Source organism: Roseateles sp. UC29_93, assembly GCF_042695725.1.
GTDB classification, from domain to species: Bacteria; Pseudomonadota; Gammaproteobacteria; order Burkholderiales; family Burkholderiaceae_C; genus Roseateles; species Roseateles noduli_A.
This window is the reverse complement of the sequence record NZ_CP170545.1, coordinates 2709295-2728331: the sequence shown is the minus strand read 5'-3', so window position 1 is coordinate 2728331 and position 19037 is coordinate 2709295. Positions and strand designations below refer to the sequence as shown.

General features: G+C 70.3%; 15 protein-coding genes. 8 read left to right on the top strand and 7 right to left on the bottom strand.

The genetic code is table 11. The features are described from left to right. Positions 1 to 206 precede the first annotated feature (206 nt). Entirely contained in the window at positions 207 to 1466 is a 1260-nt protein-coding gene (locus ACFJIX_RS12630) for a TonB-dependent receptor (RefSeq protein WP_377160477.1), read from the top strand. After that, positions 1457 to 2554: a PepSY-associated TM helix domain-containing protein gene (locus ACFJIX_RS12625; protein ID WP_377160475.1), complete on the top strand. Its 1098-nt coding sequence runs from the start codon at positions 1457 to 1459 to the stop codon at positions 2552 to 2554. The genes ACFJIX_RS12630 and ACFJIX_RS12625 overlap by 10 nt, the downstream gene beginning before the upstream one ends. A gap of 19 nt (positions 2555 to 2573) precedes the next feature. On the opposite strand, the gene ACFJIX_RS12620 is transcribed toward ACFJIX_RS12625, so the two are convergent. Beyond that, entirely contained in the window at positions 2574 to 5231 is a 2658-nt protein-coding gene (locus tag ACFJIX_RS12620) for a hypothetical protein (protein ID WP_377160473.1), read from the bottom strand. 290 nt (positions 5232 to 5521) lie between these two features. Here ACFJIX_RS12620 and ACFJIX_RS12615 point away from each other — a divergent pair, with 290 nt between their 5' ends. Further along, positions 5522 to 6550, top strand: a complete 1029-nt coding sequence (locus ACFJIX_RS12615; RefSeq protein ID WP_377160471.1) for a hypothetical protein — start codon at positions 5522 to 5524, stop codon at positions 6548 to 6550. Here the strand turns inward: ACFJIX_RS12615 and ACFJIX_RS12610 are convergent. Further along, positions 6499 to 7506 (bottom strand): LysR substrate-binding domain-containing protein, encoded by a 1008-nt coding sequence (locus ACFJIX_RS12610; protein ID WP_377160469.1) that lies wholly within the window; start codon positions 7504 to 7506, stop codon positions 6499 to 6501. The genes ACFJIX_RS12615 and ACFJIX_RS12610 overlap by 52 nt on opposite strands. 197 nt (positions 7507 to 7703) lie before the next feature. Here ACFJIX_RS12610 and ACFJIX_RS12605 point away from each other — a divergent pair, with 197 nt between their 5' ends. The 5 genes from ACFJIX_RS12605 (at position 7704) to ACFJIX_RS12585 (ending at position 13865) form a co-directional block, all read left to right on the top strand. Continuing rightward, entirely contained in the window at positions 7704 to 8702 is a 999-nt protein-coding gene (locus tag ACFJIX_RS12605) for a tripartite tricarboxylate transporter substrate binding protein (RefSeq protein WP_377160467.1), read from the top strand. A gap of 146 nt (positions 8703 to 8848) precedes the next feature. Beyond that, the gene (locus tag ACFJIX_RS12600) at positions 8849 to 10375 is read left to right on the top strand and encodes a UxaA family hydrolase (protein WP_377161748.1); all 1527 of its coding nucleotides are present in this window, start codon (positions 8849 to 8851) and stop codon (positions 10373 to 10375) included. A gap of 23 nt (positions 10376 to 10398) precedes the next feature. Beyond that, positions 10399 to 11850, top strand: a complete 1452-nt coding sequence (locus tag ACFJIX_RS12595; RefSeq protein ID WP_377160465.1) for an NAD-dependent succinate-semialdehyde dehydrogenase — start codon at positions 10399 to 10401, stop codon at positions 11848 to 11850. A 130-nt stretch (positions 11851 to 11980) separates the two neighbouring features. Continuing rightward, positions 11981 to 12781, top strand: a complete 801-nt coding sequence (gene hpaI, locus ACFJIX_RS12590; RefSeq protein WP_377160463.1) for a 4-hydroxy-2-oxoheptanedioate aldolase — start codon at positions 11981 to 11983, stop codon at positions 12779 to 12781. A gap of 19 nt (positions 12782 to 12800) precedes the next feature. Continuing rightward, positions 12801 to 13865, top strand: a complete 1065-nt coding sequence (locus ACFJIX_RS12585) for a tartrate dehydrogenase (protein ID WP_377160461.1) — start codon at positions 12801 to 12803, stop codon at positions 13863 to 13865. A gap of 13 nt (positions 13866 to 13878) precedes the next feature. Here the strand turns inward: ACFJIX_RS12585 and corA are convergent, their stop codons facing one another. From corA to ACFJIX_RS12560, 5 genes are all read right to left on the bottom strand, one after another. Further along, the gene (corA, locus tag ACFJIX_RS12580; RefSeq protein ID WP_377160459.1) at positions 13879 to 14847 is read right to left on the bottom strand and encodes a magnesium/cobalt transporter CorA; all 969 of its coding nucleotides are present in this window, start codon (positions 14845 to 14847) and stop codon (positions 13879 to 13881) included. A gap of 87 nt (positions 14848 to 14934) precedes the next feature. Further along, positions 14935 to 15387, bottom strand: coding sequence for a GNAT family N-acetyltransferase (locus tag ACFJIX_RS12575; RefSeq protein WP_377160457.1), 453 nt, complete (start codon positions 15385 to 15387; stop codon positions 14935 to 14937). After that, a complete protein-coding gene (locus ACFJIX_RS12570; RefSeq protein WP_377160455.1) occupies positions 15384 to 16490 on the bottom strand; it encodes a Fic family protein in 1107 nt (368 codons plus the stop codon). Before ACFJIX_RS12570 ends, ACFJIX_RS12575 begins: the two co-directional genes overlap by 4 nt. 119 nt (positions 16491 to 16609) lie before the next feature. Continuing rightward, the gene (locus tag ACFJIX_RS12565) at positions 16610 to 17290 is read right to left on the bottom strand and encodes an ABC transporter ATP-binding protein (protein ID WP_377160453.1); all 681 of its coding nucleotides are present in this window, start codon (positions 17288 to 17290) and stop codon (positions 16610 to 16612) included. A 24-nt stretch (positions 17291 to 17314) separates the two neighbouring features. Next, positions 17315 to 19036, bottom strand: coding sequence for an ABC transporter permease (locus tag ACFJIX_RS12560; protein ID WP_377160451.1), 1722 nt, complete (start codon positions 19034 to 19036; stop codon positions 17315 to 17317). Position 19037 lies beyond the last annotated feature (1 nt).

Sequence of the window (19037 nt, the reverse complement as noted above, 5' to 3'; positions counted from 1 at the left end):
CGTGCTGACCCTGGCCGCGGACTGGCGCGCGACGTCCTGGGCCAACTTCAAGCTCGACGTCGAGCACTACCGCAAGAACACCAGCGAGCAGGCCGCCATCCAGCTGCCCGCCGCGGTGAACGGCGTGATCACGCTGCCGCGCGTGCCGGACAACAAGACCAACCTCGCGCCCGAATCGGGCCCGCTACGACGCGCAGGCCGACAACGTGCTGCTGCGCGGCGACTTCGCGCTGAGCGACGACTGGGTGCTGAGCATCGAGACCGGCCGCGCCCAGACCGAACGCGATCGCAACAACACGACCTTCATCAACTACAACCCGCAGACCGGCGCCGGCACGGCCAGCGTCAACGTGCTGAAGGGCCAGAAGTACACCAACACGAACCACCGCGTCGAGGCCATCGGCCGCTTCGACACGGTCGGCATCGGCCACGAGCTGACCTTCGGCGCGACCTACAACCGGCGCGAGTCCGCCGGCTGGATGAGCGGCACGGCGACCGCGCCGCAGAACCTGTACGCGCCGGTCGACATCGCGCAGCTGAGTCCCACGCTGCGCCAGGCCGGCTTCCCGTCCGAGATCAACGACCGCGGGCTGTACGCCTTCGACCGCATCTCCGTCGGCGAGCAGTGGCAGTTCCTGGCCGGCCTGCGCAAGACGATCTACCGCAGCGAGGCGACCAGCCCCACCGCGCCGGTCAGCGTCTATCGCGCGGACAAGGTCACGCCCAACTTCTCGGTGATGTGGAAGCCGATGAAGAACCTGAGCGTCTACGGCAGCCTGCTGCGCGGCCTGGAAGAGACCGGTACCGCGCCGCTGACCGCCGACAACGCCGGCCAGGTGCTGGCGCCGGCCGTGAGCAAGCAGCGCGAGCTGGGCGTGAAGGCGCGCGTGGGCGAGGTGCTGCTGCAGACGGCGGTGTTCCAGACGGACCGCGCGCTGACGACGACGATCAACCGCGTCTTCCAGGTCGGCGGCGAGGCGCGTTATCGCGGCCTGGAGTTCTCCGCCAGCGGCGAGATCGGGCGCGACTTCGCGCTCGTGGCCTCCGCGCTGCTGCTCGATGCCGAGATCACCCGCGTCGGCACCAGCAACGCAGGCGAGCTCGGCCAATCGCCGGAGAACACGCCGAAGAACACGCTGAGCCTGTTCGGCGAATACCGCGTGCCGATGGTGCCGGGCCTGTCGCTGAACGCCGGCGTGTACCACTTCGGGCAAGCGCGCCGTGAACAACCTCAACCAGGGCTGGGTCGGTGCGTACGAGACGCTGTCGATCGGCGCGCGCTACCAGTTCCGCGTCATGGACAAGGCGGTCAACCTGCAGGCCAACGTCGACAACCTGACCGACAAGGATTACTGGAGCACGGCCGGCAACAACCTGCTGGGCGTCGGCGCGCCGCGCACGGTGCGCCTGACCGCCAAGGTCGACTTCTGATCGCTGGCCCTGGGAGCAACGAACCATGGCTCTGATGACCGCGCGCCGCGTCTGGATGTGGCTGCACCGCTGGATGGGGCTGACGCTGGGAATACTGCTCGCCGCGGCGGCGCTGCTCGGTTCGCTGATGACGGTGCTGCGCCCGCTGGACGAGGCCATGCATCCGGAGCTCTTCCGCGCGCCCGCTCACGACGCGGCGACGGCCGTCGTCGCATCGAGCACGCCGTTCGAGACGCTGCGACGCCGCGTGGCCGATGAATTCGGCCCGAAGGCGACGATGACGATCCGTCCGCCGCGCGAGGACGGCGAGTCGCTGCGCGTCGCGGTCCGCTCGCCGGGCTGGGCGGGCACCGTGTACCTGGACCCGGTCAGCATCGTCGAACTCGGTCGACGCGGCGAGACGGAAGGCGTCGCCAACTTCGTCTTCGAACTCCACAGCGAGCTGCTGCTCGGCGACACCGGCAAGGCGACGCTCGCCTTCACCGCATTGGCGTATCTCCTGCTGCTGATCACCGGGCTGATCTTGTGGTGGCCGATGAACGCGGCGCAGTGGAAGCACGCATTCAAGCTGAAGCTCGACAAGGGCACGACACGCAGCCTGTTCGACCTGCACCGCTTCGCCGGCGCCGTCCTGGGGCTGCTGATCGCCGTGGCGGTCGCGAGCGGCGCGTGGATGGCCTACCGGCCCATCGGCGGCTGGCTCAACACGCTGGTCGGCGAGACCGCGCCGAAGCCGCCCAAGATCGACAAGGCGCACGGGGAGCGCGTCCCGCTGGACCTCGTCGTCGCCGAGGCGCGAAAGCGCTGGCCCGGCGCGCAGCTCGGCTTCATCCAGCTGGGCGCCGCGGACACGCGGCCGGTGCGCCTGCGCTTCAAGCTGGCGGGCGATCCGCATCCGAACGGGCTGTCGTCGATCTGGGCGCATCCGGTGGATGGTCGCGTGCTCAGCCAGCAGCGCCTGGAGGACCTCGACCTCGCCGTGCGCTCCACCGCGTGGATCTACCCGCTGCATGCGGGCGAGCTCTTCGGCCTCGCCAACCGCGTGATCACCGGCGCACTCGGACTGGTGCTGTTCGGCATGGGCGTCACCGGCACGTGGCTGTGGTGGCGCCGGCGGCGTTGAGCCGCCTGCTGATGCAGGCTCAGGACCGGATCAACTCATCCACGCATTGCGCGACCAGTTCGCTGTCGGCATCGAAGTAGTGCGTGTGCGCGCCAGCGCCGACGCAGAGGTCCTTGCGCGGCGGCACATCCAGCGCCGCCGCGCCCGGCGCATAGAACGCGGATTGATGCGGCGCCTCGGGTGACGACGGCGCCCAGATCCAGCGCCCGACGTAATCCCCGGCGGCGAAGGCGTTGGTCCACTTGTCCACGCCCAGTTGATCCAGCAAGGGCCCGGTGCGGACCCAGTGGTAGAGGTCGGGGAAACGCGCCGCGTACAACTGGCGCAGCGGGCTGCCGGCGGTGAAGAGGTGGACCTCGATGTCCTGCAGCCACTGCCCCAGCTGACCGGCCCGGCTGCCGGGATCGCGCATGGCGCGGTAGGTGAGGTATCGCAGCAGGTCCGCGGTGATGACGGTGCCCTGGCTGTGCGACACGATCACGACGCGCGTGGCGCCGTCCCGCTTCAGATGCTCCAGCAGCGCCACGTAGCGCGCGAAGATGCGGGCGCGCGGAATGGCCTTGCGCGGGAACTCGCGCAGATAGTTGTCGACGTCCAGCATCGCGTCCAGCGGCGCCCGCAGCCACGGCGCGTACTTGGACAAGGCGCGTCCGAACAGCGTCAACGCGCCGATCGCCGACACCGAGCCGATCACGAAGGGCGCCAGCAGCAGCTGGGAACCGAAGCCGGTGCCGGCGATGGCCTGCTTCAGGTCCGCCGCCGTGAAGGGGGACACCAGGCGGAGCAGGTCCAGCAGGTAGACGCCGCCGATGTAGGTGGCGACCAGCGCGCTCGCGATCGCGAGCAGCGCGACGAAGTCCTCCAGCCGCTCATACCCGCCGGTCAGCCAGCGACCCAGGTGGCCCGCCGTCCCCACGCCGCGCTGCAGCTCGGCCAGCACGCTGGGCAGCAGCGACACCAGCACGTAGGCCACCAGCGCCAGCAGCAGCATGGCCACGAGGAAGAAGGTCGCCGTGCTGTAGACGTAGCGCAGCGTCAGGAAGCTCTCCGCCGGCAGCGCGCGGTACATCTCCGCGGCCCGGTGCTGGAAGCCCCAGGCGTCGGCGCTCACCTCGAACTGGAGGTCGAACAGCCAGGGCCGGTAGCCCCACTTGCCGCCCGCACGCTCCAGGACCTGGTGGCCGGCGGCCCAGATCACCATGCCCACTGCGGTGAACGAGGTCACGGACACGAACAGCCCCAGCCGCGCCGTCGCCACGCTGGCCCGCGCCGCGTCGCCGAGCCCGGCCTGCCGGACGCCGTACCACGTCCACGGCACCAGCAGCGCGGCGGCGATGATCCACCAGAGGTAGGTGCCCATCAGCATCAGCTCGAAGGCGCGCAGCGCCGCGGCGGTCCACCAGGTCCAGAGGTCCTGCCGCGGGGAGAACCAGAGCATCACCACCGCGATGGTGCCCAGGCTCAGCGCCAGGAAGACCAGGCCGACCTGACGCGTCGACACGAAGCGCCGGTCCGCGAGCTTCAGGCCGGCATCGCACAGCAGCGCGAGCGCGGCCAGCACCACGATGCCCAGCACCCAGGGCGCGGCGAAGAGCTTCAACGCGACCCCGGCGGCCACCGCCAGCAGGAGCAGCACCGCGCGCCCGACCGCCGAGCGAACATGGCGATAGACCAGCCACCAGTAGGTCAGGGCCGGCAGCCCGACGGCGAGCATGGTCCGCACACTCTCCGCGATCCCGCCCCGCGGGTCGCCGTTCAGCGCCGACATCACCACGACGAAGGTCCCCAGCAGCAGTGTCTGCAGGAACAGGTTGGACAGCAGGTGGGCGAAGGACCAGTCCAGCGCCGTCTGCAGCCAGGACAGCCGGGCCCAGCGCTGCCGGATCCCCGCGGGCGCTCCGGCGGCATCGGCCGCGTGGCGCGCCTGGTCGATCGTGTCGCGCGCGAGCTTGGACAGCCGGAACAGGATGGTGAACAGCTCCGTCAGGATGGTCGGCAGCGCGCTCGACAAGCGCGACAGGTCGGCCCAGTACATCTCGTGGAGGTCCACCTGCTGGGTGGTCCGCGCCCGCGCATCCTCGCGGGTGAGGCGGATCCGGTGGCCCTCGACGTACTCGGTTGCCGCCTTGCCGCGCTGCGCCTTGAAGAGCAGGTAGTCGGTGAAGGCGATGCCCTGGTCCGGCTCGCCCTTCAGCGGATCCCCCGGCGCCTGGGACGTCGCCCCCTTGGCCGTGTGCGCGGACCGGACGGTCGACTGGTAGTCCCGCGCCTTCACCCGGTCCTCCGCGACGCCGCGGGCCGAGGCATCCATCCATCCGGTCCGTTGGAAGTCCGATCTCAGCGACTGCCGCAAGGCCTTCATCGCGGTCGGCCGGGCGTCGGGGTCGTGAGCCGCCGGCACGCAGCCCTCGAGGACCGGGACCTGCAGCAGCAGGCAGTCGCAGGTCCCGTCACGGTAGTGCACGTCCCGGGGAGGCCGCACCGTCAGGAGCGCCGCCAGCTGATGCACCGTGGCACCGGGCGCCTGATCCGCGACCCCGTGCACAGCGACAACCGCCACGCGCGCGCCCCGCGCCGCCGTCGCGTCCGCCTCCCCGCGACCATCGCGCGCCTCGTGCGCCTCGTGCGCCTCGGTCTCCTGGCGTACGTCCTGCGGGTTCGGCCCTGGATCGGTCATCGCATCTGCCTCCCAAGGCGTCAGGATGGTGCGCGGTGCCGGCACTGTCATCCCCCGTGGAGGGGACAGGCGCCCGCACGGCAGCTTTTTCCGATGCCGCGCACCGCCGGGCAAGACCCGGCCCCACACCGCTTTCCTCGAACGTCCCCGACGACGGTGACGGGCGCCCCCTCCCCCGGGACTCCCATCTGCCCCCGGTCGAGCGCCACCGCCTCCCTCACCCCGGTGCACCCCCTCTGATGCCGCTGTACCACCTTCCGCCTTCGCCCATCCCTCCCTCCTCGGTCGGGATGCCCGCCACGCCCGTCGGACGGTCCCTGTCCGACGAGATCCCCGATCCCGCCACGCCGCCCCCGACATCCGAGGTGCCGGGCGAGCGGGCGCTCGAGCGCCGCTGGGCGCGGTCCATCGCCGCGCATGCGCTGTGGTCCCGGCAGGCGCCCATCGTGCCGCTGCTGCTGGACTGGCTGCGCGACGCGGAGCCCATCGCCCGCGCGCTGGGCCCCGCCATGTGGCGGCACTTCGCACAGCATCTGTTGCAGCACGCCAGCACCCGCGACCTGCGCGCGATGGGACTCGACGAGCGCGTCGAGGCCCGCGTGTGGAGTTCGTGGCCCGAATGGCGGACCGCCGGCTTCCGCATCGCCGACGCACCGGGCCGCCTGCACCGGGCCGTCGTCTGGTGGGAGGACGGGCGCCTGCCCGAGTACCCCGACGCCGGACGCGTCTTCGAGATGCCCTACGGCGCCGCGCTCTGGCTCGACGGCCGGCTGCTGCCCTATCCGCAGGAGCTGACCTTCGGCTGCTCGGTCAACGGGTCGGGCGAATGGATCGACGACCGCTACTTCGTCGTCGACGTCGACGGCCCGATGGAGCACCCCGACTACGTCGAGGAGCTCGCCAACGGCCGGGGCTCGGTGCTGAGCCTGCTGGTCGTCGATGCGCGCCATCGCACCTGCCACCTGCTGAACCCGCGCGCCCATGAGCCGTGGCTGCGCCCGCGCATCACCGTGCAGGACGACGGCCGATGGCGCATCGATCCCGGCACGGACGCCAGCGACGCGGACACGCAGTACGACGAGGATGCGGACCGGCCCGCCGTGCCGTCGCGCCTGATGCTGCCGTCGGACCTGCCGCCGGCCTCGATCGACGCGGAGATCCCGCCCGACGAAGCCGAGCCCCGCTCGCTCGCGCCGGCCTGGCGCCATGTCGTCGATGCGTGGAACGCGGACCGCGACCGGCTGGTCGGCCTGCTCGGGGAGATGAACTACGAGCTCGCCCTGGACAGCTTCCGCGATGCCGCCTTGGGTTGGCGCTGAGGTTGGCGCTCAGGCGGGTGAGCGGCGGCCACCTCGCGGCAGCAGGCCATGAACTGCTCCGCGGCCGGCGACTGCCGGCGGGCGCGCATCGTCAGCAGGCCGACCGGCGGGAGTTCGATCGGCACGTCGATCGGCAGGGCCTTCGCCAGTCCTTCCCGGGCCAGGTAGCGCGCGACGTTGTCCGCCACGAAGGCCGCCGCGCCGCGCTGACGCAGGAAGGTCAGCGTGACCAGGAAGGACGCGCTCTCGACGATGTCGCTCGGCGGGTCCAGCTGCTGTGAATAGAACATCTGGTTGAGCTTGATCCGCGACGAGGCCCACGGCGGCGGCATCACCCACGGCATGCGGGCGAGCTCGGCCCACGGCGGCTGCCTGGGTTTGCGCGCCGTCGCCAGCGGGTGATCCGGCCGCACGACGATGCGCATCGCCTCCTCGACCAGCGGCTCGGTCGCCAGGTCCGGCGACGCGTAGCCCGGCTCCAGCCGCGCGACGATCACGTCGAGCTCGCCCACGCGCAGCCGCGGCAGCAGGCGCGTCAGGTCGCCTTCCTCGATGTGGACCGTCGTCAGCGACGAATGGCGCTTGAGCCGCTCGACCGCGCCGACGACGAGCCCGGGCGTCGCCACCACCATCGCGCCGACGCTGACGCGGCCCGCCGCGCCGCTGGCCACGGCGGCGATCTCGTCGCGGGTGCGCGAGAAGTCCGACAGCACCGACCGCGCGAAACGCACCACCGCCTCACCGAAGGGCGTGGGTTCCGTGCCGCGCGTGGAGCGCGTGAACAGGTCCAGCCCGAACATGCGTTCGACCTCGGCCAGCGACTTGGACACCGCCGGCTGCGTCTGCGACAGGAACTCCGACGCGCGGCCGAGATGGCGGAACTGGTCGAGCGCCACCAGCATCTGCAGGTGGCGCAGCTTCAGGTTGGAACGGAGGACGCGGTCGATCTGGCTCATGGGTCGATCTTAGGAGCTTGACGGACCTTCATGCCGTTCATGACATGAAGGCAGTCCAGTTCCTCAATTGAGTTGCATGGAGCGGGTGCCCACAATGCATCGCACAGAGACCTCGCGACCATTGCCCAATGGCCCGACGAGGCCCCGCCCACGACATCGATCGATGCCCGCATCGACCCCGAGCCAGGAGACAAGACATGACCATCCGCATGGACCGCCGCCGCGTCCTGCTCGCCGGCGCCGCCGGCCTCGGCGCCAGCGCCCTCGGGCTGCCGCGCCTCGCTCAGGCCGCCACCTATCCGTCCGAGCGCGCCATCACCTTCATCTGCCCCTGGCCCGCCGGCGGCACCGCCGACGTGACGATGCGCTCGCTGTGCATGGCCGCGGGCAAGGTCCTGGGCCAGACCATCATCATCGAGAACCGCGCCGGTGCCTCCGGCATGCTCGGCACCAAGGTGCTGTCGACGTCCAAGCCCGATGGCTACACGATCGGCCAGGTGCCGATCTCGGTGACCCGCTTCGCGCAGCTGCGCACCGTGCAGCTGGACCCGCTCAAGGACTTCACCTACCTCGCCCGCGTCAACGGCCAGACCTTCGGCCTGGTCGTGCGCGCGGATTCGCCGTGGAAGACGCTGGCGGAATTCGTCGCCGCCGCGAAGGCCAAGCCCGGCCTGATCACCTACGGCAGCGCCGGCATCGGCGGGGCGACGCACGTCGGCATGGAGGAATTCAACCTGCTCGCCGGCATCCAGCTGAATCACATCCCGTACAAGGGCGGCGCGCCGGCGCTGCAGGATCTGCTCGGCGGTCAGGTGGACGCGGTGGCGGACTCCACCTCGTGGGCGCCGCACGTCAAGTCCGGCAAGCTGCGGCTGCTGGTCACCTGGGGCGCGACGCGCACCAAGGACTTCGCCGATGTGCCGACGCTCAAGGAAGCCGGCTACGACCTGGTCGTCGACGCGCCCAACGGCATCGGCGCGCCCAAGGGCATGGATCCGGCGATCGTCGCCAAGCTGCGCGACGCCTTCCGCAAGGCCACGGCAGACGCCGACTTCATCGCCACCTGCGATCGCATCGACTCGCCGGTGATGTACCTCGACCAGCCCGAGTACGAGAAGTACATCCAGGCCACCTACCGCAAGGACACGCAGCTGATCGAACGCCTGAAGCTGCGCGAGCTGCTGGCGAAGGGCTGACCATGAGCGCCATCGGCACCGCCACGGGCACTGCGACGGAAACCGCGACGGGAAGCGCAACGGCAATCGCGACGGGGACGGCCCCGGGCGCCGTGAGCTCGGCCGGCGCCACCACCTCCGACGCGGTGGCCGCCGCGTCGGCCGCGATGGCGACGTCCTCGCCGCTGCTGCGCCTGCATCGCGACGACAACGTCCTGATCGCGCGCCAGATGCTGACGCTGGGGCAGGACCTGCCGGAATTTGGACTTCGCCTGAAGGCGCAGGTGCCTGCCGGTCACAAGATCGCGGCGCGCCGCATCGCCGCGGGCGAGCCGATCCGCAAGTACAACGCCGTCATCGGCGTCGCCGCGCGCGACATCGAGGCCGGCGACTACGTCCACGCCCACAACATCGCGCTGGTCGAGTTCGACCGAGATCCGGCCTTCGGCGCCGACGTGAAACCCGTCGACTACCTGCCCGAGTCCGAGCGCGCGACCTTCCTGGGCATCGTGCGCGCCGACGGCCGCGTGGCGACGCGCAACTTCATCGGCATCCTGGCCTCGGTGAACTGCTCGTCGACCGCGATCAACCGCATCGCGGAGCACTTCACGCCGGAGCGGCTGAAGGACTATCCGAACGTCGACGGCGTGGTCGCCTTCGCGCAGACCACCGGCTGCGGCATGTCCTCGCCCAGCCCCCATTTCGACCTGCTGCGCCGCACGATCGCCGGCTACGCCAAGCACCCCAACCTGGGCGGTGCGTTGATCGTCGGCCTCGGTTGCGAGCGCAACCAGGTCGCCGGCCTGATGGAGTCGCAACACCTGGTGCCCGGCGAGACGCTGAAGACCCTGGTGATGCAGGACACCGGCGGCACGCGCGCCACGATCGAGGCCGGCATCCGCGCCGTCGAGGCCATGCTGCCGATCGCCAACCGCGTGACGCGGCAGCCGGTGAGCGCCGCCCACTTGAAGATCGGCCTGGAATGCGGCGGCTCGGACGGTTTCTCGGGCATCGGCGCGAATCCGGCGCTGGGCGCGGCGATGGACATCCTCGTGCGCCACGGCGGCACCGCCATCCTCTCGGAGACGCCGGAGATCCACGGCGTCGAGTACATGCTCACCCGCCGCGCGGTCAGCCCCGAGGTCGGCCAGAAGCTGCTGGACCGGCTGGCCTGGTGGGAGGCGTACACCCGCGGCCAGAACGGCCAGTTCAACGGCGTGGTCGGCCCCGGCAACCAGGCCGGCGGGCTCGCCAACATCTTCGAGAAGTCGCTGGGTTCCGCGATGAAGGGCGGCACGACGCCGCTGCAGCAGGTCTACGAATACGCCGAGCCCATCGAGCAGTCGGGCTTCGTGTTCATGGACTCGCCGGGCTACGACCCGGTCGCCGTCACCGGCCAGATCGCCAGCGGCGCCAACCTGATCTGCTTCACCACGGGGCGCGGCTCGATGTTCGGCTCCAAGCCGGCGCCGACGATCAAGCTGGCCAGCAACACGCCGATGTACACGCGCCTTGAAGAGGACATGGACATCAACTGCGGCCTCGTCATCGACGGCGCGCTGACCATCGAGCAGATGGGGCAGCGGATCTTCGAACACATCCTGCGTTCGGCCTCGGGCGAACCGACCAAGAGCGAGCTGCTCGGCCTCGGCGACCACGAGTTCGTGCCCTGGCATCTGGGCATCGTGAGCTGAATTTCCTGAATCCGAGGTCCTCCATGCAGACGAAGAACCACATCGCCGGTCGCTGGTGCGACGCGGCCGCCGGCGACCGCTTTCCGGTCGTCGATCCCGCCGATGACAGCCTCATCACCGAGGTGCCCGACAGTCGCGCCGACGACGCGCGCGCCGCGGTCGACGCCGCACACGCGGCCTTCGACGGCTGGCGCATGGTGCCGGCCAAACAGCGCGCGGCGATCCTCAAGCGCTGGAACGACCTGATCCTGCGCGACCAGGACCGGCTCGGCGCGCTGATCTCGCAGGAGCAGGGCAAGCCGCTGGCGGAAGGCCGCGCCGAGGGCGCCTACGCGGCGAGCTACGTCGAGTGGTTCGCCGAAGAAGCGACGCGTGCCAACGGCGAGGTCATCCCCGCGCCGGTCCAAGGTCGTCGGATGCTCGCGCTGCGCGAGCCGGTCGGCGTCGTCGCGGCGATCACGCCATGGAACTTCCCGGCCGCGATGATCGCGCGCAAGATCGCGCCGGCGCTGGCCGCCGGCTGCACCGTCGTCGCCAAGCCGGCCGAGGACACGCCGCTGACCTCGCTGGCGCTGGTGGCACTGGCGGTGGAGGCTGGCCTGCCGCCGGGCGTGCTCAACATCGTGTGCGCGTCGCGTGAGCGCACGCCGGAGGTCGTCGACGTCTGGCTGGCCGATGCGCGCGTCCGCAAGATCACCTTCACCGGCTCGACGCCCGTCGGCAAGCACCTGGCGCGCGAATCGGCGTCGACGCTGAAGAAGCTGTCGCTGGAGCTGGGCGGCAACGCGCCCTTCATCGTCTTCGACGACGCCGATGTCGACGCGGCCGTCGAGGGGCTGATGGCGGCCAAGTTCCGCAACGGCGGCCAGACCTGCGTGTGCCCGAACCGCGTGTTCGCGCAGGCGGGCATCCACGACCTGTTCGTCGAGAAACTCGCGGCGCGTGTCGCCGCGTTGAAGGTTGGGCCGGCCAGCCGTGCCGACTCGCAGATCGGTCCGATGATCAACGCCCGCGCGCTGGAGAAGATCGAGCGCCACGTCGACGACGCCGTCGCGCACGGCGCCCTGGTCATCACCGGTGGCGAGCGCGTGCGCAACGCGGTCGCGGCCGGCCCCAACTACTTCGCTCCGACCGTGTTGACCGGCGCGACGACGGAGATGCTGCTCTGGCACGAGGAGACCTTCGGGCCCGTTGTGCCGGTGTTCCGCTTCGAGACCGAGGACGAGGTCGTCGCCGCGGCGAACGACACGCCCTTCGGCCTGGCGGCCTACTTCTACACCCGCGACATCGCCCGCGCCTGGCGCGTCGCGGACGCGCTGGAGAGCGGCATCGTCGGCCTCAACGAAGGCGCGATCGCGGCCGAGTCCGCGCCCTTCGGCGGCGTCAAGGAATCCGGCTACGGCCGCGAGGGTTCCACGCACGGGCTCGACGACTACCTCCACATCAAGTACGTTTGCCAGGGCGGGCTGTCGTGAGCGCCTCGACGAGGACGTCAACGAGGACGTCAACGAGGACATCGACAAAAACATCGCCGAGCCCATCGACGCGGCATCCAGGCATGCAGCATCCACGACGTCATCCGCGACGCCATCCATGAAGGCTTCCATGAACTTCTCCAACACCTTCAAGCAGGGCCTGGCCGAGCGCCGGCCGCAGGTCGGCCTGTGGCTGTCGATGGCGCAGGCCTACAGCGCGGAGGTCTGCGCGACCGCCGGTTTCCAATGGCTGCTGATCGACGGCGAGCACGCGCCCAACGAGCTGACCAGCACGCTGCAGCAGCTGCAGGCGGTGGCGCCCTACCCGGCCCACCCAGTCGTGCGCGCGGTCAACGGGGACAAGGACGGCATCAAGCAGCTGCTCGACATCGGCGTGCAGACGCTGCTGGTGCCGATGATCGACACGGCGGAGCAGGCCGCGGCGGTGGTCGCGGCCACGCGTTATCCGCCGCTGGGCGTGCGCGGCGTCGGCGCCGCCGTGGCGCGCGCGTCGCGCTGGGGCCTGCGGCGCCAGTACCTGGACGAAGCCGATGGCGAGGCCTGCGTGCTCGTCCAGGCCGAGACCGCCACGGCGCTGAGCAACCTCGAGGCGATCTGCGCCGTGGACGGCGTCGACGGCGTGTTCATCGGGCCGGCGGACCTCGCGGCGTCGATGGGCCATCGCGGTCAGCCGACGCACCCGGAGGTGCAGGCGGCGATCGACGGCGCGATCCGCACCATCGTCGCCAGCGGCAAGGCCGCCGGCACGCTGACGGGCGACGCGACGCTCGCCCGCCACTACCTGTCGCTCGGCGCGAGCTTCGTCGCCGTCGGCATCGACGTCACGCTGCTCGCACAGGCCACGAGGCGCCTTGCGGCAGACTTCGACCTGGCCCCGCCGCTGCCGGCCCCGACCGGCTCGCCTTACTGAACCCGTTGAAAGCACGACCATGAGCAAGACGTACAAGATCGCCGTCATCCCCGGCGACGGCATCGGCAAGGAAGTGATGCCCGAGGGGCTGCGCGTGCTGGAAGCCGCCGCGAAGCGCTTCGGCATCCAGTTCGAGTTCACCCACATCGAGTGGGCCAGCTGCGACTACTACGGCGAGACCGGCCAGATGATGCCGGACGACTGGAAGGCGCAGCTGGAAGGCCAGGACGCGATCTTCTTCGGCGCGGTGGGCTGGCCGGCGACGGTGCCGGACCACGTGTCGCTGTGGGGCTCGCTGCTGAAGTTCCGCCGCGAGTTCGACCAGTACATCAACCTGCGCCCGGTGCGGCTCTTCGAAGGCGTGCCCTGCCCGCTGGCCAACCGCAAGCCCGGCGAGATCGACTACTTCGTGGTTCGCGAGAACACCGAGGGCGAGTACACCAACCTCGGCGGCATCATGTACGCGGGCACCGACCGCGAGATCGTGATCCAGGAGTCGGTCTATTCGCGCTTCGGCGCGGACCGGGTGCTGAAGTACGCGTTCGATCTGGCGAAGAGCCGCGAGCGCAAGCACCTGACGGTCGCGACCAAGAGCAACGGGATCGCGATCTCGATGCCGTGGTGGGACGGCCGCGCGGACGCGGTCGGCGCCGGCTATCCGTCGGTCACCGTGGACAAGCAGCACATCGACATCCTGAGCGCGCGCTTCGTGCTGCAGCCGGGCCGCTTCGACGTGGTGGTCGCGTCCAACCTGTTCGGCGACATCCTGTCGGACCTGGGTCCCGCGACGACCGGCACGATCGGCCTGGCGCCGTCGGCCAACCTGAACCCGGAGCGCAACTTCCCGTCGCTGTTCGAGCCGGTGCACGGCTCGGCGCCGGACATTTACGGCAAGAACATCGCCAACCCGGTCGCGATGATCTGGTCGGGCGCGCTGATGCTGCAGTTCCTCGGCGAGCAGGCCGCGCACGACGCGATCCTGAAGGCGATCGAGCAGACGCTCGCGTCGGGACCGCGAACGGGCGACCTGGGTGGCACGGCCAACACCACGGAGATGGGCGAAGCCATCGCCGCGTTGATCTGAAGCGCTGGGCTGGCTACAGCCAGCCAGCCTTTCGGAATCTCCAGAAGAGCACGCCGCAGGTCGCGGTGATGACACCGAGCGCCACGGGATACCCGAAGCGCCACTTGAGCTCCGGCATGACCTCGAAGTTCATGCCCCAGATGCCCGCGAACGCCGTGGCCGCCGCGAAGATGCCGGCCCAGGCCGCGAGGCGCTTGGTGGTCTCCGAGTCCTCGATGGCAGCCATCGACAGGTGGACCTGGATGACCGTCGTCGCGGTATCGCGCAGCGAGTCGAGCGCCGACTGCATGCGCTCCAGGTGGTCGTAGACATCGCGGAAGTACTCGCGGGTGTCCTCGCAGACCGGCGGCACGCGGCCGCGCACCAGCTTGCCGACGGCATCCAGCAGCGGTGAGACCGCGTGCTTGACGACGGTGACGCGCTGCTTGAGCTCGTACACCCGGCGGATGTTCTCGCGCGTGACGCCGGGCTCGAAGATCTGCGACTCGATCGCTTCGAGTTCCGTCTCCAGCGCCTCGATGACCGGGAAGTAGCGGTCCACGATCGCGTCCATGATCGCGTACATCACGAAGCCGGGGCCGCGCTTGAGCATGTGCGGCTCCCTCTCCGCGCGGGCGCGCACGCCCAGCAGGCTCTGCGCGACACGGTTGCGGATCGACAGCACGAAGTTGTTGCCGACGAAGATCGACACCTCGCCCGTGCACAGCTCGTCCGTCGGCGTGAACTGCACGGTCTGCATCACGGCGAACAGCGTGTCGCCGTACTCCTCGACCTTGGGCCGCTGCTGGCCATGCAGCGCATCCTCGACCGCGAGCTCGTGCAGGTCGAACTCCTCCTTCATCGCGAGGACCTCTTCGGTCGACGCATCGCGCAGGGCGACCCAGACGAAACAGTCGGGCAGCTTGAGGTAGTCGCTGATCGCTTCAGGCTGGATATCGGCCAGCCGGCGGCCGTCGCGGTAGGCGACACAGTTGATGAGCATGGCTTGTCTCGATGTTCTTGCTTGACGCTAGCGTAGCCCGAACGGAATCAAGACGGCATCAAAGAAACCAAGGGGAATCCGCCCTGTTCACGGGGGCAGGAGTTCCAGCACTTCATCGCCGTAGCCATCGCGCTCGCCGGTGGGCCGCCAGCCCAGCCGGCGGTAGAAGCCGTGCGAGCGATGCGCCGGGTTGGCCGAGCAGCCGAGGAACAGGCGCTGATGCCCCAGCCCGCGCAGATGGGCGACGGTGCGGTCCAGCAGCGCCCTGCCGAGGCCGTGACCCTCATGCTCGGGCAGCAGCGCGAGGACGACGATCTCGCCGCTGGCGGCATCGCCGAAGCAATAGCCGGCCATCACGCCGCCCGTCTCCGCAACGAAGCCCGGCAGCGCGCCATCGCTGACCTGACCGGACCAGGACGCTTCCGTGATGCCGAGCTCGGCCAGGCGGGCGGCCGGCACGGCGTTCTCGCGCGTGCGGCCGCGCAGGTCGATGCAGGCGGCGATGTCGGACGGAACGGCGGGGCGGAGGAAGAAGCTCATGTCTCTTCGTGGTTCAGCAGGTCGAGATAGGCGGTGTACACGAAGATCGGCTCCCCGGCCGTTCCGCATACCCGATGGATCAGGCCGAGATCCACCAGCACCGCCACACCGTGGTCGATGGACGCCGCGTCCAGGCCGTTGAATGCGGTGATGTCGGCGCGGCGCGCCACCGGCCGGCAGAAGAGCGCGTGATGCACGCGCAAGGCATCCTCGTTGCGGCTGGCCTCACGCCGGATGCGCACGCCGTCCGTCGTGTACAGCCGCGTGATCGCCAGGGCCAGATCCACCGCCTGCTCCGACGCGACCTGCACGCCGCCGGCGAAGAACCACAGCCACTCTTCCCAATCGCCGTGCTCGCGCACCTGCTGCAGCAGCTCGTAGTAGTCGCTCCGATGCGCCTTGAAGTAGAGCGACAGGAACAGCACGGGCTCGCGCAGGACCCCGTCGGCAATGAGCATCAGTGGAATCAGCAATCGGCCGAGCCGGCCGTTGCCGTCCAGATAGGGGTGGATGGTCTCGAACTGGAGGTGCGTCAAGGCCGCCTTCTTGAGCGCCGGATGGCGCTCCGGCTGGTCATTGATGAAGCGTTCCAGATCGGCCAGGCACTGGGCGAGTCGATGCGGCGGGGGCGGCACAAAGCTGGCGTCCGTCGCCGATGAACCGCCGATCCAGTTCTGCGTGCGACGGATCTCCCCCGGGGCCTTCCCCATGCCCCGGCCCTGTGTCATCAGGCGCCGATGCATCTCGTTCATCAGCCGCGTGCAGATCGGCAGCCCGCGGCGCAGCTGATCGACCCCATGCTCCAGGGCCGACACGTAGCAGGACACCTCCTGCACATCGTCCACGGGCACGCCGGGCGCGCCATCCGCCTCGTACAACAGCAGATCCGCCAGCGAGGATTGCGTGCCCTCGATCCGCGACGACAGGACGGCTTCCTTGCGGATGTAGCTGTACAGCAGGATGGAAGGATCCGGCATGAGCAGCGACAGGCCATCCAGTCGCCCCAACGCCTGGTTCGCGCGGTCCAGACGCATCTCCAGGTCGGTGTCCAGGATCAGGGAGGGGCGCGGCGGCAGCGGCGTCGGCACGAAGGCCTGGCACACCTCGCCACCGGCAATGGAATATTCGTGGCAACCAGCAATTCCGCGTCGCATACAGGCTCCGTCTTGAAGAAGCCCGCCATGCTCCGCCTCCCTGCGGAACTTTCAATGACTGCAATGCGCTAGACGGCTACCCGAGTCGGTCGCCATTCGACGAGTCGCCCGTCCGCCATCACACCGATCCAGTCCGCCATCGCCTCGGCTTCATCGGCATCGTGCGTGACCATCAACGCGGTCTGGCCCGCCGAGCGCAGGATGTCGCGCACTTCGACGACGAGCCGGTCGCGCGTCGCGGCGTCGAGGTTGGAGAACGGCTCATCGAGCAGCAGCAGTCGCGGTGAAGGCGCCAGCGCCCGTGCGAGCGCGACCCGCTGCTGCTGGCCTCCGGAAAGCTCGTGCGGCATGCGCGAGCCCAGGTCGTCGAGCCCCACCAGCGACAGCAGCTCGCGCACGCGGCGGTCCCGCTCGGCGGCCGCCCGGCGACGCAGGCCGAAGCCGACGTTGGCCGCCGCATTCAGATGCGGGAACAGGGCGATCTCCTGGAAGAGCAGACCGACGCCGCGGTGTTCCGGCTCGACGTGGCCACCGGGGCCGGACAGCTCCCGTCCGTCGAGCAGCACGCGCCCCGCGCTCAGCGGCTCGAACCCGGCGATCGCGCGCAGCGCCGTGCTCTTGCCGCAACCCGATGGACCGAGCAGGCAGGCGATGCCGCCCAGTGGCAGCGTCAGCGACAGCCCGTTCAGGACGGCGGATTCGGCGCCCGGGTAGCGCAGGTGGAGGTTCTCAAGGGTAAGCGTGCTCATGTCGATGCCTTCACGTCGATGCCTTCATGTCGTGCCCTTCATCGCCACGTACGCGGCGGGTGTCTCCGCGTCGGACCTGGCGTCCGGCACGGGCGGCGCAGGAGGCGTCCGCTCCGCGGGTTCCCGGCTCAGCAGCAGCACCGCCGGCAGGCCGACAGCGACGATCAGCAGCGCGGCGAGCGCGCCGTGCTCGTAGCTGCCGCGCGCGGCCTCGGCGTAGAGCAGCGTCGGCAGTGTCTCGACGTTGGCGGGCCGCAGCAGCAGCGAGGCGGGAAGTTCCTTCATCACGTCGATGAAGACCAGCAGCGCACTCGCCATGAGCGCCGGCCGCAGCAGCGGCAGATGGACGCGGCGCAGCGTGCCGAACGGCGTTTCGCCGAGGCTGCGGGCGGCCTGCTCCAGCGGCGCCGGCAGACGCGCCAGCCCCGCCTCGACACCGCCGATCGGCAAGGCCAGGAAACGGATCGCGCCGGCCACGACGAGCACCGCGCCGACGCTCATCAACGGCAGGCCGGGCAGGCCCAGCAGATCGGCGATCCAGCCGTCGACGGCCAAGGCCGGCGGCAGCAGGCCGATCGCCAGCACCGTGCCGGGCACCGCATAGCCGAGCGCGGCACTGCCCAGCCACCACGCGCGCGGACGTCCGGCGCCGCCCGTCGACCGGGACGCCCAGGCGACGACCAGACCCGCCGCCACGGCGATCACCGTCACGCTCAACGCCAACCCCGACGAATGCATCGCGCCGGACAGGACCTCCGGGGACAGTCCGTGCCCGTCCACCGCCCGCTTCCAGGCCAGCACCGTCAGATGCCCCGCCGGCAGCACGAATCCGATCAGCACGGGCAAGGCCGCGGCCGCGGTCGCCAGCCACGCCGAGGCGCCGCGCAGCCGACGTCGCGCCGCGGGTCGCATCGCGCGCACGCTGCCCGCGCGCTGACGGCGGCGTCCCTGCCGCTCCAGCCAGACCAGCAACGCCACCATCGCCAGCATCGCGCAGGCGATCTGCGCGGCCGCGCCCAGGTCGGAGCGCGTCACCCAGGTCGTGTAGATCGTCGTGGTCAGCGTGGTCACGCCGAGGAACTCGGACGCGCCGACGTCGTTCAGCACTTCCAGCAGCACCAGGCCGACGCCCACCGCGAGCGCCGGGCGCGCCATCGGCAGCGCGACGCGCAGGAACGCGCCCCACGGCCCTTCGCCGAGCAAGCGCGCCGCCTCCATCAAGCGCGCGGGCTGCGTCGAGAACATCGCGCGCATGCTCAGGTAGACGTAGGGATAAAGGACGGCGGACAGCACCAGCACCGCGCCGCCCATCGAGCGGGCGTCGGGCAGCCGGAACTGGCGCGGCGACTCGAACCCGAGCAGCGCGCGCACGGCGCCCTGGAACGGCCCGATCGGATGCAGCAGGTCGACGTAGCTGTAGGCCGCGATGTAGGTCGGCACCGTCAGCGGCAGCAGCAGCGCCCAGCGCAGCACCGCGCGGCCGGGGAAGTCGACACGCGTCACCAGCCACGCGCAGCCGGTGCCGACGATCGCCGTCAGCAGGCCGACGCCGATCAGCAGCGTCACCGTCTGCGCGGCGGCGCGCGGCAGCACATGCTCGAACAGGTGGGCCCAATGCGCGGCCCCGGCACCCAGCGCCGTCCACGCCAGCGCGCCCAGCGGCGCCAGCACGACGAGCGCGATGACCGAAGCCGTCGCGTGCCACAACGGGCCGACCGCGCGCGGCCGGCCGAAGAAACGCCTCACG

Bases quoted from the DNA above. Each gene is read 5' to 3' on its own strand.
- ACFJIX_RS12585 (WP_377160461.1), top strand. From the start codon at position 12,801: ATGAGCAAGACGTACAAGATCGCCGTCATCCCCGGCGACGGCATCGGC.
- ACFJIX_RS12620 (WP_377160473.1), bottom strand. From the start codon at position 5,231: ATGACCGATCCAGGGCCGAACCCGCAGGACGTACGCCAGGAGACCGAG.
- ACFJIX_RS12610 (WP_377160469.1), bottom strand. From the start codon at position 7,506: ATGAGCCAGATCGACCGCGTCCTCCGTTCCAACCTGAAGCTGCGCCAC.
- ACFJIX_RS12575 (WP_377160457.1), bottom strand. From the start codon at position 15,387: ATGAGCTTCTTCCTCCGCCCCGCCGTTCCGTCCGACATCGCCGCCTGC.
- corA (WP_377160459.1), bottom strand. From the start codon at position 14,847: ATGCTCATCAACTGTGTCGCCTACCGCGACGGCCGCCGGCTGGCCGAT.
- ACFJIX_RS12595 (WP_377160465.1), top strand. From the start codon at position 10,399: ATGCAGACGAAGAACCACATCGCCGGTCGCTGGTGCGACGCGGCCGCC.
- ACFJIX_RS12565 (WP_377160453.1), bottom strand. From the start codon at position 17,290: ATGAGCACGCTTACCCTTGAGAACCTCCACCTGCGCTACCCGGGCGCC.
- ACFJIX_RS12615 (WP_377160471.1), top strand. From the start codon at position 5,522: ATGCCCGCCACGCCCGTCGGACGGTCCCTGTCCGACGAGATCCCCGAT.
- ACFJIX_RS12625 (WP_377160475.1), top strand. From the start codon at position 1,457: ATGGCTCTGATGACCGCGCGCCGCGTCTGGATGTGGCTGCACCGCTGG.
- ACFJIX_RS12600 (WP_377161748.1), top strand. From the start codon at position 8,849: ATGGCGACGTCCTCGCCGCTGCTGCGCCTGCATCGCGACGACAACGTC.
- hpaI (WP_377160463.1), top strand. From the start codon at position 11,981: ATGAACTTCTCCAACACCTTCAAGCAGGGCCTGGCCGAGCGCCGGCCG.
- ACFJIX_RS12605 (WP_377160467.1), top strand. From the start codon at position 7,704: ATGACCATCCGCATGGACCGCCGCCGCGTCCTGCTCGCCGGCGCCGCC.